This is a genomic window from Limihaloglobus sulfuriphilus, from assembly GCF_001999965.1.
In the GTDB taxonomy this organism is placed as follows: Bacteria; Planctomycetota; Phycisphaerae; order Sedimentisphaerales; family Sedimentisphaeraceae; genus Limihaloglobus; species Limihaloglobus sulfuriphilus.
Genome location: NZ_CP019646.1, coordinates 3,689,854 through 3,707,378, shown reverse-complemented (window position 1 = coordinate 3,707,378; position 17,525 = coordinate 3,689,854). Strand labels below are relative to the sequence as shown.

8 protein-coding genes are annotated in these 17,525 nt (G+C 45.9%); all 8 read right to left on the bottom strand.

What is annotated here, in order from left to right; genetic code table 11:
* Positions 1 to 6: 6 nt before the first annotated feature.
* Entirely contained in the window at positions 7 to 2,913 is a 2,907-nt protein-coding gene (locus SMSP2_RS14160; RefSeq protein WP_146684676.1) for a hypothetical protein, read from the bottom strand.
* A 68-nt stretch (positions 2,914 to 2,981) separates the two neighbouring features.
* Positions 2,982 to 4,028: a family 43 glycosylhydrolase gene (locus tag SMSP2_RS14155; RefSeq protein WP_222566370.1), complete on the bottom strand. Its 1,047-nt coding sequence runs from the start codon at positions 4,026 to 4,028 to the stop codon at positions 2,982 to 2,984.
* A gap of 12 nt (positions 4,029 to 4,040) precedes the next feature.
* Positions 4,041 to 5,768 (bottom strand): hypothetical protein, encoded by a 1,728-nt coding sequence (locus tag SMSP2_RS14150; protein ID WP_146684675.1) that lies wholly within the window; start codon positions 5,766 to 5,768, stop codon positions 4,041 to 4,043.
* A gap of 15 nt (positions 5,769 to 5,783) precedes the next feature.
* Positions 5,784 to 9,455: a hypothetical protein gene (locus SMSP2_RS14145; protein ID WP_186804758.1), complete on the bottom strand. Its 3,672-nt coding sequence runs from the start codon at positions 9,453 to 9,455 to the stop codon at positions 5,784 to 5,786.
* Positions 9,456 to 9,586: 131 nt separating this feature from the next.
* Positions 9,587 to 10,414: a type II secretion system protein gene (locus tag SMSP2_RS14140; RefSeq protein WP_186804757.1), complete on the bottom strand. Its 828-nt coding sequence runs from the start codon at positions 10,412 to 10,414 to the stop codon at positions 9,587 to 9,589.
* 184 nt (positions 10,415 to 10,598) lie between these two features.
* Complete coding sequence (locus tag SMSP2_RS14135; RefSeq protein WP_146684672.1) at positions 10,599 to 14,390, bottom strand: LamG-like jellyroll fold domain-containing protein; 3,792 nt, start codon at positions 14,388 to 14,390, stop codon at positions 10,599 to 10,601.
* A 149-nt stretch (positions 14,391 to 14,539) separates the two neighbouring features.
* The gene (locus tag SMSP2_RS14130; protein WP_146684671.1) at positions 14,540 to 15,709 is read right to left on the bottom strand and encodes a XylR family transcriptional regulator; all 1,170 of its coding nucleotides are present in this window, start codon (positions 15,707 to 15,709) and stop codon (positions 14,540 to 14,542) included.
* Between the two features lies 1 nt (position 15,710).
* Positions 15,711 to 17,525 (bottom strand): FAD-dependent oxidoreductase, encoded by a 1,815-nt coding sequence (locus SMSP2_RS14125; protein ID WP_146684670.1) that lies wholly within the window; start codon positions 17,523 to 17,525, stop codon positions 15,711 to 15,713.

Below are 17,525 nucleotides of genomic sequence, written 5' to 3'. Positions count from 1 at the left end.
TTAAAATCATTTATAGATTACGCCTGTTTTAGAAACGACCTTTTTACCGTCCACGCTAACGGCTTCATAGCGGAACTTGAATTCAGCGGCATCAGTTGGAATTTCAACAGTAAATTCAAATGGATAGTCATCTTTAGTAACAGAGCTCCACTGGCCGTCAGCATTATAGTGTAAAGTAACCTGCTTAAAGACATCGCCATTGGCTTTTGTGTAGGAATATACACTCTTTAATTCAGGTCCAAAATTAAACAGCAGTGCATAGGTCTTGCCGCCAAAATCAAGTACCTCCATGTCTTTTTCCCACTTTTCTTTTTCCGTCTCATATACATATTTCTGGAAAGCGGTATCTATCTGAATTCCCTCAACAGCTAACACTGTCAAGCCTTCAGCGGCGACATCAATGGACACTTCGCCGCTGATTAAAGTAGTTTCTGGTGCAATTATATTGTTTTTCCACACTTTAACAGGACACGTTTTTGCCGCAGAGAGCCCCGGAATACGGGAGTTAAGTTTGACTGTAGTCCGCTGATCAATATCTGACTGGTTTGTCAGCATCAGGTACAATACATCATCGCCGCGGGCGGCAAGATAATTGATTTGAACATTAGAAGATTCTGCCAGGGCCTTGGGCATATAGAGATACATATCGCTGCCGTCATAGAACTTACCGGGCCTGGCTCCATAGACATTACTCCTGCAATACGCGTAGCCTTCCGCATATTCGGCAGGAAAATCAAGTCTGCCTTTAGATTTATAATAGACATCAGATACCAGGTAATCCATCAATGTCGCAGCGTGCGGCCATGGATGATTGTAATGCATCGAAGTAACCCCGTTGAGTTCTTTGAGTGAACGCAGAGGAAAGTCCGCCTTTTCATGGCCGGTAGTCCTGCCGGCATTCATGTGATAGCCGGGGAAATTCTCATAACGGCCAATAACAGCCGAACGGGCAATGTCGTGCAGGAACTTATCATTTGCATCGCAGGCCACACGCAGCATCCATGGCGCGTATTGTGTGAGATAGATACCTCGATGACCGTGGCAGGTAGGGGAAGACTCAGGGGTCAGGCCTATTTCCGACACCCGCCATGCTTCTACCGTTTCCTCGGGAATAAGCATATCCTCGAATTGATCACTTGAGCGGTAGCGAGGTACCTTGCCGCCTGTATTTACGCTCACCTTCCCATCTGGAATCACCGGATTGAACCATACAAACTGCGCATACCTGCGGGCGCCGGTTCGTGCCGCGTCGAGATAACGGGCCTTGCCGGTAATCTCGTAAAGCAGGTAAAGCTCCATCCACTGGGGTGCATACGATGTCCAGAAGAACATGCCGCGAGAATCTTTATCGTTAAAATCTTCCTGAGGCGTACCCATTCGTGTCTTCAGGTAGTCATCGGCCCCTTTTACAGCTTCCTTCAAATAATTGTTATCACCGGTTGCCGTATAGAGATACATTGCGTTCTGCCAGCGGTCGCCATAAAGCTGTGCAGTAAGGTTCAAAGACCTGTTGACCGGCGTTTCATATATCTTAATGGCCTGATTCAGGTAATTGTTCATTCTATCCTGTGAAAATGAATATACCGCGGCAAAGTCTGACATGGGAACTCCCGGCCCTTCAAGACGGGCTGAAGTCCCATCACGATTGATTTTGGGGTTAGTGGCAAACAGATACCTTTCCCTTGAAAAACCATACTCAATCATCGGTCTGCCCCGCTGCACATAGATATCTTTACTATCGGTGATGATACCGAGTGAAAGGGGATGGAGGCCGGTTATGTTTTTGACTGCGCCGGGAACATCTGTGGCATAATTACAGCCTCTAAGCTCAGGTACAAACTGGCTGTAAGGGCTCATATTATAATCTATTATATTTTCAAATGTCTTATTGAGCGTTACCGTTGAATTACTTCTATAATCCTTAAACTGATAATCATTTCTCGCAACTGATTCAAATGTATCCAATAGTGACGATCCTTCACATACCAGGTGAGCTTTGAATGTAAAATCATTACCGGGACTCATCAGCGATTCTGCGCCGCCGAGTACCGGAGCAAACAATGCAGGCTGAGCCATTCCCTGGTTATCACGAACCATAATACCAAACATCGAGTTCTTGGATTTGGGTATGGGCATAAACGGTATTGCTTCTTTATCGGCCAGCACACCAACAGTAACCCCCTTATATTCAACCAAAGCGGTAGGCAGAGGACATAAAAACGCCTCAGTTAAATATGGCAGTTTAGGAAACCGTTTTTCCTGCCAGATCATCGGCTGCCACATTTCTTCCATATCCTCAGGATTGACCTTTGGTGCGCCTGTATAACCAACAGAATAATAACCCCTGAGCTTAGGAGTCAGGGTAAATACAAGTTCGGGCTTAGCTGAACCTTCAGGCAGTGTAACCACTGCCTCAAGACTGAACTTGTCGTTATCCGGGTAAATCCATTCTATACGGTCTGACTTGATTACTGCTTTTTCAGCAATCATCTTTTCACTCGGAGCCGCAAGATAATAATTGGCAGTCCTTCCCTTTTCGAGTTCCCTGTCTGTTGCCGGGTCGAAGCCATCCATTACATGCTCGTCTGGGTCAATGGTTTTAAGTTCTTCCCTGCCCCAAGTGGGAACCTTATATAATATTTTTTCCTGCTGATTATGCCCCTCGTCAGGCCGCCTCGAGGACTTTTTTGGATCTTGATCAGTGAATAAAATGGTGAATTCTGAACTAAAGGTTCGCGGCAGAGCCCCTGGGCAACTAATTTTCAGATTCACACTATCTTCCAAAATGATTTTATATTCACTATTGGAGAGTATAGTAAATGAAGACCGGGCTTTTGTTCCCATACCGGATACAAAAGAAATTGCCATACCAACACAGATCATGGATGTGAGTAATATTTTAGTAAATCTCATTATGCTTTTTCCTTGGATTTAAATGTAAATATTGCTTTGATTGTTAATAGACTCCCAAAAAACAGCCATTACTTGAACGCATTCAAGTCCCACTGGTCTTTCCATGGAATAGCAATCCTGCTGCCCTCAAATTCGACGGGAAGCCAGATATAGCCGCTTTCGTAAGGATGATCCGGTTTGTTTATGTCAAACATCGCGATATAAGCATCCTTTTTGCCCTCAACCTTGATGATGAAGTTCGACTGCCCGCCAAATGTTTTTTCAGGGCCAAGTCCGTTGATTGGATTGATTCCTGAAGTCGGATTACCATTGGATACCCATGGGCCATAAATCGAACCCGCAGAAAAACTTCTTGCTGCATTTGGTGCCCAGCCTGAAGAACCGGAAGCCAGCATTATATACCTGCCTTTTCTTTTGATTACAGCGGGGGCCTCGGTCTTAGCTGTAACCCCCTCGCATTTCTCGTATTTTCCTTCCGGCATCAGGTAATCATCACGCATCTTACCGACAACAAACGCTTTGCCAGGCTTGCGGACGCTAAAATGATACAATGTCCCGTCATCGTCTTTGAACATCGCGAAATCACCAGTTCCCTCAGGCGAATTACCGCCGAGGAATTTATGCTGATAGTTGAACGGACCGGCAGGACCAACGGATTTTGCCACACCTACGTAGGCCACCCTCGAGCCCATACCACGCAGGTACAGCTTGAAAAACATTACAAACTGACGGGTCTTTTCATTGTAAACCACCTTGGGCCGGTCTGAATTGCATTCGTGTGTCAGGTCTTCGGTTTGGGGCCGGTCTAACCGAATCATCATGCCCTGGTCGTGCCAGTTAATCAGGTCCGAGGAGGCATAACAGTGAACACCGCCGTCGGCATGATTCTTTTCCGAGAGGCCTTCAATCTTATGCTCTCCGTACCAGTAATAAATGCCGTTATGGTAAATAACGCAGCCGCCATGCGCGTTAATCGGCTTTTTGGCGGCATCAAGCCATACTTGTGCCGGCTTAATAGACGATTCTTTTGCACAGCAGGTACCACAAGTAACAAATTGTAGAACAAATACACCTAATAGAACAACTGTCATCTTATTATAAATTATGCCACTCATTTCTTCTAACTTTCAATGTTTCTTAAAAACCCCGGAAGTTGTTTCCATATTATCAATGTTGATATCTGCTGTAGTATCTGGATCTATACGAACCTTCTCAACAACATTGATAAATCTATTGTTTTCTATCAGACAATTATTAAGATCCTTTAGATTCATAGCTGCGCCAATTTCAATTCCCCGGAAAGTATTTCCCTTTATCAATACATCATTGCACCTTGGGAGCTTGTATTTATTTCTGTTTGCCGAAATTATCGCACCTTTTAATCCGCCTTTGCCTCCCCACCCGCAGTCAATGAAATTTGAGTTTAATATTTGAATGTTTGTCCCGCAGACACCCGCTGATGAGCGATTGCTTCCGAGAACTATCGCGGCGTCTGTCGGCCTGAAGTGCAGATTGTTCTTGAAAGTTATATTATCATGAAACGCTATAATATCTGACCCTGCGTTGTTTTTAAAAGTGCAGTTGCGGATTATGACTTCATCGGGCATATAGATGCTTGATTTTACAGGAGTAGAAGCTGTTACCCAATCAGGAATATCCGCCTGAAGTGTTACATCAAGCCCTCTGACCGGTTTTGAGATATATTGAGACGATTCTACTTTGATTTCACAGGGCAGACCCTCTTTATCCCAGAATACTATTGAGTCTCCCTTCTGCGGAACAATACTTGAGGGCACTAAAAACTGACAATTTAAGTTTCTCTTATTTTTCACTTCGTGTACATGTCCGTATCGGGTTCTCAATACGATAGGGTCAAGCCTCACCCCTTCGATATACACATTATCGACAAGCATTTTTCCGCGGTTTGTTGACATATGAAAAGCATCTCTTGAACCAACTGCCATGCTTGAGTTATCTGATTTGAATACAACATCTTTTATCAGCACATTGTCGTTAAATGAGAGATTTACAAATGCATGAAGAACATTGGGAACATAGATGTTCTGCATCACAAGATTTGTATTGTTTTGCACAATCATCTGGTTATTGCCCATTGCCCCGTAGTGCCATGACATGTATTCACCGACATCAACAAGATCAAGGAAGTCGAGTTTTTTGCCATCGTTGTGGGTCAGCTCCATGATCCTGTTTTCGCGGTCATGTATTCTCCATGTTCCTTTATAGTTCCCATAGGTAAGGCTTCTGACTTTTTTGAATACAGGCGGCTTTGTCGGCAGCCACGCGTTTGACGAATCGCATCCGGTTTTATCTACCATTGGTAAATCGTCGAAAACCCTTACTCTGATCCAGTAACCTTCAGGATCCTTTTCAACAACAGCACCCGCTGAAGTAGCTCTGGGGAAGTTGTCGCTTACTATGTTTTCAATAGTAATATTGCTACAGCCCTTTACAGCCATAATCTGCGGCAGATCAACTCGTTTTTCAGGGTCAATATCAATATGCCGCAACAGAACCGTAGCTGGTTTACCATTTTCTGTTGCGCCTTTGATTTTGATATTTTCTTTATCAAATACGCCGATATGGCATTTGTCTTTGTCGAATACAAGGTGCGAAATAAAATCATAGACACCCTTGTCGAAAACGAGAGAATCGCCTTTTTTAACAGATTCGAGAGCCTTTTTGACCGCCTGAGTATCGTCTTTGCCGTCATTGGGGATTGCTCCAAACCCTGCTGCATTTACATCTGCGGCAAGAGATTTTCCCGAAGAGGCAATAATCAGAGCCATAACAACTGCTTTTAAAGTCTTTTTAACCTTCACGTTTTTCCTTAACATAAACATTTCCATTAATTAATACCCATAAAACTGTATTTCGCTGAGACCGGAATAACTTCCATCAAAAGAAGAATTCACCTTGATATACATCCATCTGACATAGATATTGCCGGGAAAATATATTTCATCCGGCATGGCCTCGTTCGCTGTCCCATAATCGGCTTCACCAGGGGCCTCTGTTAATGTGTAGTGCCCTGCATAATACCAGTTTCCGGGATTACTCAGCGGATCACCCGGCTGAGATGTATTGAGTGAAGAGTAAAATACCTCAAGATCTTTTACCCCCCTGCCTGTATAGCCGGCCATATTAAAATTCCATATCTTCAGTCGATCCAAATAATAAATATCAGACAAGTCAATCTTGAGCCACTGCGGCATTGAAGAACTATAACTCATCCACATCGTGCCGTTGACGGAGTTTGTGTGAGCATCACCGGCCAAACCGGATCCATTGACTGCATACAACGCCAGCCTCTGACCCCATTGAGTACTTTCACTCGAAGCAGTTATACCAATTGTTGACGGATCAATTATCCCGGCTGTTCCGGTTGTCTCCGCCAGTAATGCGAAATCATATTGATCAACCCTGCAGTCGCCGCTGATGTCCGCTGCCAGGCCTTTCTCACAAACCGCCAGTCCATCGCAGAAAACTTCATTACCGGCAAGCCATTGCAGCGCTATTATGTTTAATTTGTCATAGACGGTGAAAAATGAATCACTGCAGAAGAAATCAAGACCTGAGATATAATCTGAACAGAACTCGGCTGTCAAACTTGCAGGCCAGAAGAAAAAACCTTCCTTTTGAGCAACCACCGTTTTAGCGCCGTCAGAGACAAAATCAAATTGGTAATTCCCTTCTTCGTCGCTGAATACCGAATAACCGTCTCCACAGTTAAGCTCAACTCTATTGACATCGCCGCCATGAATATTTATGATTTTTCCGGAAATCTTTCTGGAATCAATATTTTCAAAAACTGGAAGGGTTACGCTGCCTGTCACCTCACGGATTCCGTCAATCTTTACTGCCTCAACGTTGTACAGGAACTCAGAGACATTTGCGCCAAGCGGAACAGTAAATTCAAATGGATATTCGCTGTCTGTCAACTCATGCCACTGACCGCCGATTGAAGTATAATGAAGCGTTGCCTGTTTAACCTGTGTTATATCCGCTTCAAGCCATACATAACCGCTTGTAAGCTGGTGAGAAAGGGAGATCACCATACCGGTAACCTTGCCAAAAGAGGTATTGGTATATTCATTAAAGCTCTCCGGCTTCAACTTCTCTGCGCTGTCGCCAATGTATTTATGCTGGAATGAGGTTTTAGCAGTTACGCCATTCACAGCAAGCACTGTAATACCTTCTGATGCAATATCGACAGTGACCCTTCCATTTACAAGATTCTTATCGGGAGATACTGCATTTTCCTGCCAGACGTTTACTGCATGATCAACCTGATAATTTACAAGAGAAGGATTCAGCGAAACTTCTGTGCTTACAGGTTCTTTAGATTGATTTGTCAAAGCCAGATAGAGTCTGCCATTTCCATAGCCGGCAATATAATTTACCTGGACATTATCGAATGAGACAAGTGCCCCGGGCATCCAGAGCCAGACGCCTGTCTCTCCATAGAATTCACCGGGCCTGTCGCCGTATATTTTACCCCTGAAGTAGGCCCCTGAATCGGTAAAGCGAGACGGGAACTTGACTGCCCTGTCCGAACGAACGTAAACATCGCTCACTAAATAATCAATTAGAAAGCTTGCCAGGGGCATCGGGTGATTATAATGCGCGCTGTTGGCATAATTATCATAAGACTGAAGCGGATAATCAGCCTGCAGCACGTCTGCCCTGTGGCGGTCACGGTACGCATATCCCGGGTAATTTTCATACCTGCCTATCATAGCACTGCGGCCCATATCATGCAGGAACGCATCGTCTCCATATTCTGCCATTCGAAGCATATACGGCGCATGAGGAGTCATAAATATTGCCCTGTGAGAAGCTGCGGTGCCGGCAGCCTCGGTATTAAGCCCCGCCGCGGAGATCCGCCAGGCCGGAACAGTCACTCCGTCAAGAGTTATATCGGTATCGGGAATCCGGGGACCTGTATAGTTATACGCAAGCCGCTGCTGAGCGCCTTTTACCGCCGCATCGAGGTATTTCTGTTCACCTGTTATATCGTAGAGTCTTTCCAGTGCCGGATACATCGGAGCCAGGTATATCCAGAAACTCGATGCCACATCATAGAAGTCCAGCGGCTCTTGGTCTATCCGCCAGTAGATATAATCGTCCGCCACCTTTTCAGCATCATCAAGGTATTCCTGCTCACCGGTCATTTCATAAATGGCAATAAGTTCATGAAGACAATTTTTGGCGTTGCGCATGGCTTGCTCACGTGAATATACAGCATTAACATCAACCCTGTTCTTCAAATAAGAGTCTGTTGCGGCGAACTGAGAGAATGAAGGAACTCTCGAATTGCTTATCAAGTCGAGAGCTGCCCAGTCAACAGGCTGATCTATCGGCCCATTCATGCAGGGAATGCTGCCGTCAAGTATCACATATTGCCTGTTGCGCGAACACATATACTCAATAGTCGGCAGAGCCCTTTCGTTATACATTTTCTCACTGTCACGAACCATGGCAAGGGAGAGAGGAATCACAATAGACTGCTGCCTGCCCCAGCCGGGTTTGTCATTCTGATAGCCGTTGACCTTCTGGTTTTCATACCAGTATGAATAATTATTCCCGCTCGTATTCAATATAAAATCAACAAGATTATCAAGCGTTTGATTCATCGATATCTCTGCATTGCTTCGGTAGTCGCTGAAACCAACAATCCCGCGGGCTATATGCTTGAAATTATCGTACCAGCTTTCTCCGTTAAGAATCAGGTAAAAACTGAAATCATAGCGGCTCTGCGCAGACATAAGAGATTCCGGCCCTCCAAATATAGGAGCAAACAGCATGGGCTGCATTCTGTCTGTAGGGTTTCGCAGTCCCAGGGCAAAACGGGAATTATCCCATAAAGGAAGCCGAAACGGCATCTCCGCCGGATCAGCACACACACCAACCGTGAAACCATTGCTGTTTAGAAAAACCCCCGGAACAGGACACTGAAACTCCGGAACCACGCACGGCGAAAGCGGAAAGCGTTTGCCGGTATAAATCAAAGGCTGCCACGCCCAGCTCAACAGCGAATCAGCATATTCCGGTGAACCCGTATAGGCAGCGGAGAAATAACCGTCTGATTGAGGTACCAGCGTAAAGGTTATCTTAGGCTCAGAGATGCCGGCAGGCAAAACAAGTTTAGCAGAGAAGCTGAAATCAGTCTGGTCCGCAAAGAGCCAGGTTATTTGGTTACCATCCCGAGAATAACTTTCCGGCGTTATTACAGTCTTGCTGCCCGGCGCATTGAACGGGTTCATATCTCCGTTCCAGCTCGGAGTCTTATAGTTAAACTCCGTAAGGCTGCCGACAGGCTTCTCTACCTGGGGTTTCAGAGCAAATTCCAGATCAGGGTTTGAAGAATTATAAAGGACGGTAAACTCAGGTTCAAAATAGACACTGCCTCCAAAACCAATATTTTTAACCTTTATCCTGCCCTCAGTTAGCTGCATTACCTGATAAGCCTCATTCTCAATTGTAAAATCTATACCAGCCCATACAGTAACTGAAAACGTCATAAAGAGGCTTAAAACACAATTCCTTAAGTTCATACGATAAGGCTTTCATTCGGATATAATAAAGAGGTATGAGACTAAATAGTTACCTAATCCCATACCTCATATTGACATATTGTTTCTTATCTTAAGGATCAATAGTCCTTGAAGTCACGCATCCATTCAGGCCAGTACGATTTTTCCATCCCGCCTGCCAGAGTACACCTGTTTTTTGTGTCAAATTGCTTGTGCCATTTAAGTGTCCAAAGCTCTTTTAGGCCGACCTGTCTCATACTGCCGTCCATAAATGTTGCGTTTGTTGTTCCAGAACGCTTGCCGTGCCTCTGAACAGTTACCCGTGCCATCTCGCCAAGGGCACCGCTTACCTCGTTCCATGCGTTCTGGCCATTGTATTTTGAAGGTCTGTCAGTGTCGTCAGGTCTGGCAAGCCACATCGGGCCTTCAAGAAGAAGCGGTACATTGTTGGCTTCAGGATGCCCTGTTCTCCTCCAGTAGTTTTCCTTTGGCCTGCCCTGCGGATAAACCGGCTGACCGAGCCAGTGATTTACCGTGTAACTGCCCTGTAATCCGGACATATACCTGTAAGGCTGGCTCCCATCTATATCCATTTTAGGAAAACTCCAGCATTTCTGTTTGAGCTGGGCGTCATCTTGTGTCTTTGTCGCGGAAGGACACATCAAGAGAGCTACATCATCATAATAAGGTTTCAGGGCCGCGGCCCAGATATACTGTCCTCCGTCATCAGCCGCAACGCCATGCCAGCCGCGGGGGTAGAGGTTGTCATTGTCGTTGTTGTACCCGGCAAATACGATGGCCCATTGACGCATATTAGATTTGCATATTACATCTTTTGCCTGCTCTCTAACCTTTGTTAAAGCCGGCATTAAAATTGCCATGAGTACGGCAATGATTGAAATTACAACAAGCAGTTCAATAAGAGTAAAGCCTCTTTTATGTTTCATCGTAATTACCTTTCGCTTTATTTTAAACATATATTTAAATTGAATATGTTAATTATACCACAAATAAAAAATGAAAAAACGCCATATTGCGATAAATTATCGCCAGATCACGAAAAAAAATTGTTTCTAAAAAAGGAGTCTGCACATTTCCGTGCAGACTCCTATGTTTAATGATTATTATGATTTACAATGCTGCCGGCCACCTCTGATCCTGAAGCCATACATCAGCCATAATCTGAAGATCGCCGGTACCAATATCGTCGCTTTCATCAAAATCAACATCTGAAAGGATATCTTGATGATAAGTCGGGTCAGTATAGCCCGAAAGCGTCAATATTTCAGCGTGACTCAGCTCTCTATTGTAGATTTTAAAATCATCCAGGTCGCCATTGTACATAAGGCTGCCCGGTGCAAACCCGCCGAGAATAAAGAAGCCTATGTCGCTGCTTGGCGGAATCGCTGTTGTAGCCGAACGGTTCTCGCCAACAACTACACCATTGAAATACAGCCTCTGAACACCTGTAGCAAGATTCTTGGTACATACAACATGGTTCCAATCGTCATAGAACACAGTGTCATCACGCGGGATATCCATTCCTGAAGAATTCCAGCCCCAATAGAACCATTCCCAGTCTTCCTGGCGGTCGGTGTCATGTCCCGATTCAAATACAAGGCTAAATTCCTCTTCTGAATAATATTGAATATCAAAGTTGAGAATATGGCCTTCATCCGCCGGAGTTCTTGAGCTGAAGATCATCTGCCGTACACCATCACTGGAGGCATCACCTCTTACCCACATGGAAATGGAGAGCTCACCGGTATTAGCAATATTGTCAATAACCGCTGCCGGTATGGTCACAAAATTGTCTCCGTCAAAGCTCAGGTACGCCCCGCCGTCAAAACCGCCTGTTGACTGCCAGTTATCAGCGGTGGTTGCACCGTCATAGCTGCCGGTCTGGTCAGCAACTGTAACACCTGTGTCATCAAGAGGATAGTAAAGAACAAGATCACCGCCAACTGCCTCAGGCGATACATCGTAACCAGACAACATCCAGTCATCTGCCAGCGCCAGATAGTCACCAAAAGTTACAACACAGTCATTATTCATATCGGCGATGGTATAATCAGCTATACATTGAGCCTCAGCAAACTGTATTTGATCTATGCCTATGGTGCCCGATGCAGATGAAATTCCGTCGCCAACCGTGATTGTAATACCGGTGATATCATTGAGATCGACACCTGCAAAATCCGTAAGCGGTATTAGCCATCTCTGCCAGCCATCTTCTGAAATCATGCCGGTGTATGCAACGGCAGCACTACCCGCAGAGCTGTCCAGAGTTACAGACAATTCTGCTTCATCATTGCCCGAATCGCCTCTGACATACAGTGAAAGAAGTCTGGCTTCTATAGAAAGGCCGGATACATCAGCTGTTATCGAGCGTGACAGGTTCGATGATGTTCCTGAGTAAGTCATCGTCATAGCTCTGCTGCCTACAAATGGATCCGTATCATCAATCTCGGCAGCAGCCGTACCACTCCACTCGGCCGTAAGGGCCGCTGTGTCAGCATACTGGTCAAATGGATCAATTACAGTGCCGTCAGGAGCTATAGCGGTAAGTGTTGTGGTATCCGTATCGGAGTCATAAACTGCCGAAAGGGTGCCAAAACCGCCATAAGCAGAAATCTTGGACGCATAAGTCTCGGTGTAACGGACAACCTGGTCTCCGGCAGATATGATCGTACCGCCGTCAATATTCATTGTACCATTGTTCCTGAGCTGTACCAGGCCCTCAATCGTTCCACCTGTAATGGTAACATTACCGCTGCCGGGGTAGCTGTCACTGTATGGAACAAGTAAGCTCTTAGTTCTTAGAGTACCGCCTGTAACTATCAGAGAACCATGATGTTTATATCCAATACGGCTGTTGTTAGGCACATCAACGAGGCCGCCGTTTATTGTCAACGATGAATCCAGCCCGTTAGCCATAATAAGGTCTTTGCCGGGTGCGACACTAAGTGTCCCGTCATTAACTTCCACAAAGCCATCACCAACTCTGCCGATCCAGAAATTATCTGCCGAGTTAACCTCTCCGCCGTTTATAGTTAAAAAGCCCCTTGCGCCGGTACTGCTATGGCCAAGGTTAATGGTTGCTGTTCCGCCCACGGTTCCGCTGTTTACAGTGAGCGAACCTGTTCCGTAAGCACCAATATCAAGCAAACCGGCGACAGTCAGCTCGCCGCCATCAACTACAACACTTCCGCTTAATCCGTCAGTGCTGCCTATAAACAGATTTCCGCCCATACCTGCTACTTCCGGTGTTGTCATACCAGCGCTTATATATACGGGATAATCCGGATCATCTATGTTTGAAGTGGTACCCGCGCCTGCGCCGCCGGTCCAGTTAGCCGGATTTGTCCACGAAAGATCGCCCGGATCCTGGGGTGCCCAGCTTGCCGAAGCGGCAGGAACAGTCCTGAAGCTAACCACTTCCGAAGCCCAGTCAGTCACACCGTCTGTTGCGACGACCCTCCAGAAGTAGGTAGTATTATTAACCAGTGTATCAATATTATAGGGCGAGACTGCCGGGCCCACCATAACAGAGGCATCCATATCGATAACGAGCTGCTCATCTGCACTGATATATACATAATGCTCAGTCGCCTGTGCGCCGTCTGCCCAGCTAAGGTCAGTGTCGATATCAACATCAAGACCCTGAGGCTGAAGATTTTCAGGATATGGGGATTGGGCGACAATTGTAACGCTAACAAACGTTCCCGGCCATGTTGTTACTCCATCGCTCTCGTCAACTACCCAGTAATAGGTATTTCCTGGAACATAGTTTTCAGGTGCTATAAAATGCGGAGAAGTAACGCTGCCCTGATACCCTGCAGTTCTGGCTGTAACACCAGCCTCATCTGTACTGAAATACAGATGATGTTCGGTTGCCTGTCCTCCATACTCCCAGGTCACTTCCAGACCATTAGGATCTGAAGGCTCATAAACCTCCCCAGTCGGAGCGAGTAAATATGCTTCGTCTGGAGCTGTTGCCGTTACTGTAGTTGTATCACTGCCGTTCCAGACGGCCTCAACACTGCCGTAACCGCCAAAACCATAGATCTGCCCGGTGGCAATTTTCCCATCTACGTTGCTTTTTGCAGATCCGGTGGAATCAGCCATTACCAGCTGGCCATTCTTGATATCAATATAGCCGCCATCTTTCATCGTGAGATAACCGCTTGTAACATTTATAGTACCGCCAAAAACTTCAAGCAGACCTAATGCTCCGGTCGCCTCAGGCACATACAGAGATTTCGTGTTAATAACGCCGCCGGTCATTGTGAACTTGCCGTTTCCGCCGGCATTTCCGCCGCCAACCTTTAGATTACGGGCAATATTAATAGTTCCGCCTGACATATTTACAACACCTATACCACCGGCATCAGCAACCTGCAAATCATAGGTAGGAATATTGATGGTTCCGCCGGTCATATTCATTTCACCGTAACCGGCGTTACCCACGTTTATAAATCTGCTTGTTCCTGCGTTAATGACCGCACTGCCGGAAATATTCAAGGTACCGTGGCCTGTAGCTCCGTCACCAATCTTGACATCGTGTGTCATATTTACTTCGCCGCCTTCAAGGTCAAACACTCCGGTACCGTAGTCACCAAGCTCTAAGTGGCTATTGATATTTAGGGTACCGCCGGTCATGAGGATATTGCCGTATTTGTCGGCGTCAGAGCCTAAACGGAGCCTTTTACACACGCCAACAACATCTGCATCAATCAATATTGGGGTATGTTCAGGATCATCTAACTTAACCGTAACGTCGTCTGCCGCCGTGGGTATGTCGGGGTTCCAGTTTAACCAGAGATCCCATTCATTGTCTCCATAACCGCCTATCCAGTCAACCGCATAAACGCCTGCCTGAACACATAACAGCACTGCCAAAATCCAAATAATCTTACTCATGATACTCTCCTGTTTAAAAAGTAATTTAAATTTACTAATTCTACTGCCTGCAATAATTTTAACATCTTATCACATTTAAACAGCATTAACCACGCCATATTACGCTAAACAGTAGCCATAATACGAAAGGTTAAACTGACTATTCTCTACTAAATTTGCCCGTATTTCTGCCGGTATTGATGCAAACTTATGCCTTTTTCCTTTTTAAAGTAGCGGGAAATATGGTCAATGCTTGTAAATCCAAGCGATATAGCAATAGATTTTATAGACATGTTTGTTTCACAAACCATTCTGGCTATTGTCTTTACACGAACACTCCTGATTTCCTGCAGTACTGAGCGGTTAAGATTTTTCCTGAACCGGCTCTCAAGCACCCTCCGGGATATACCGGTGGCATCGACTACATCCTGTACCTGAATGGCCTCTCTTGCTTTCTGGCGAATAAAACCCAGGGCACAGGCAACTTCCGGGTCTTCTATTGCAAGGATATCGGTTGACTGCCGTGCTTCAACATACAGCGGCTGCAGCAGGAGCCTCTGACCGGTCATTGTTTCTTCACCGTTGATTAACCTGTTAAGCAATTCTGCCGCCTGGAATCCTGTTTTCTGGGTGTTGAGAACTATACTGGAAAGTGTCGGATTTGACAGGTTGCATATGAGGTTATCATCGTCGATACCCAATACCGCAACTTCTTCGGGTATCCTTACACGTGAGAGCTTGGCCGCCTGAATTATATCTTCACCCCTGTCATCACTGCATGCCAGCACTGCAACCGGCTTAGGTAATACTTTCAGCCAATCGCCGATAATCTGGATGTCCTCTTCCCAACTGCTCTCTGACGGCGGGTCATAACACAAGATTTCATATCCCAACTCTTTTGCATAGACCTTCAAGGCTTCTCTTCTCTGGAGCGACCAGGACACATCGCCAAACCCGCAATAAGCAACATTGCTAAACCCCTGCGAGATGAAATAATCCATAGCCACCTGAGCAATTGCCTCATTGTTTGAAGTAATTGTCGGATAATGCGGATCCAGTTTGAAACCCGGGGGAAGCAGCACTGTAGCAACGATTGCCGGAATACCAAGCTCCTGAATAACCGGAATTTCCTCCGGAATTCGCGTAATAATGCCTTCAAGGTCATTCTTGATAGTGTCAAAATCGAATTTATCAACATTGCCATAACGGAAAAAAGGAGGTTTACGGTATGTTGTCCAGGGATTGTACATGCGTGTGAAATCTGATATCCCGGTCAGAAGATCACGGCCAAACCCTCTCGAACTTTCAACAGACAACAGTATTCGCGGCAGATTATGCATCCTATCTGACCTCCCAGGCAAAGATATGGACTTGCTCTGCGCCCCAGGTGGCCTCTGGGATCAGACGAATTGCCTCGGTTTCAAGATTCAACGGTATTTTTACAAGCCTCTGATAATTGTTTGTTTCTGAATAAACAACAGCCCAATCTCCATTTGAATCCTTAGCTTCAATACGAAAAGCCTTAACCATAGACTCTGGAACAGTCTTGGGTTTTTGGTCTAAGGGATAGCAGCACCACATATCACGGGCAGATGCGGCGGCAGGATCCCCTTCACCATTGACCTGATCTGATGACAATTTTTTCGTTCTAAGCATTCGATTTAAATTACTGTCAAAAATAATGCGGATTTCACTTATATTTTGAACTGAACTCCAATTATACTCGATCCAGTCATTTATTCCAGCTTTCCAGCCGTTTTCCTCTCCGTCAATATCCCGCTCGATACCGTTACGTAACTGCTCTGGATTACCGTTTGAGGCAATCAGCTCTGCCCGCACCGACATCTCTGATATATCTCTGCGATTCCACGGCAGATAACAGTCATTATCCATAAGCATCTCTTTGAGCTCACTGATATACCCGTCCTCATATACCTGGCGAGGTGTTATATTCTCATGTACAGCGATCGAACAGGCCGTTCCGACCGCCTGGCCAAGCAGCGAACAGGTAGCCATTACACGTGTCGAGCTCAATGCAGCGTGCGTAACACTGATATTCCTGCCGGCAAAGTACAGGTTATCTATATTTTTGCTGTAAAGGCATCTATACGGAATGCCGTAAGGTGAAGGGGCATTATAGAAATATGTTGGATCTCCGGTATAGCTAAAGCCCCCCGGATGGTGATCGTCCATAGGCCAGCCGCCGAACGCTACAAGGTCGTCAAACCGGCCTTCTGACTCCACGTCATGCTGTGTCATTATGTAATCGCCGACATACCGGCGGCTCTCACGCTTACCCGGCAGCATACCGACCCAGTCAATCGCCCAGTTCTTAGCCTGTTCTTTTTTCTCACAATGGTTTTTTATGTGATCCCATGCCCCGTAAACGATCTTGAGCAGCTCATCACGTATAGTTTCAGCATCTGCGATAGTGTCCAGCCGGCCGCCGATCTCTATCCACCAGAAATTCTGTGTCTCGCTTAAGTTATGTGTTCGGTGCTTAAAGTCATCGCATGAAGTGTATTTATATGCCCACGCCGGAGGAGTAAAAGGCTGCTCTGTCGGCATTTCGCGGGCCTGGATCAGGCAGCTGCTGCCCATAGTATTATTATCTGCCTCTTCGGGGCCTATATCTTCATTAAATTCAGTCTTAGCCTCACGACCGACGCGATATTGGGCACCGGTAAGTGGTGCCAGGACCGAATCGCCGGAACAATCAGCAAAAATTTTCGCCCTTACAATATGCCATGACTGCGTTGTGCCCTGCCAGCCTCTAACCGATTCAATTCGTGAGCCATCCATTTCCGCGTTGTTACATGAACAGTTGAGCAGCATAGTCGTAATGTTGGGCTCATAGCGAACCTTTTCAAAAAGAATGCTGTCCCAGATAGAGTAATTCTTATTGGGATTTCGATACAGATTCTCCAGCATAAATTCTTCAACAAGCCCTGTTTCCTTATTGTCCCTGCCGCGGGCACCGCATATCCACATTCTTATTTCACTGGAACAATTGCCGCCAAAAACAGGCCGGTCCTGCATTATGGCCACTTTCAGGCCATTACGTGCCGCGGCAATCGCGGCACACATGCCCGAAAGACCGCCGCCGACTACACAAAAATCCACCTTATGTTCTATTGTTTTAAATGAATCACTCAC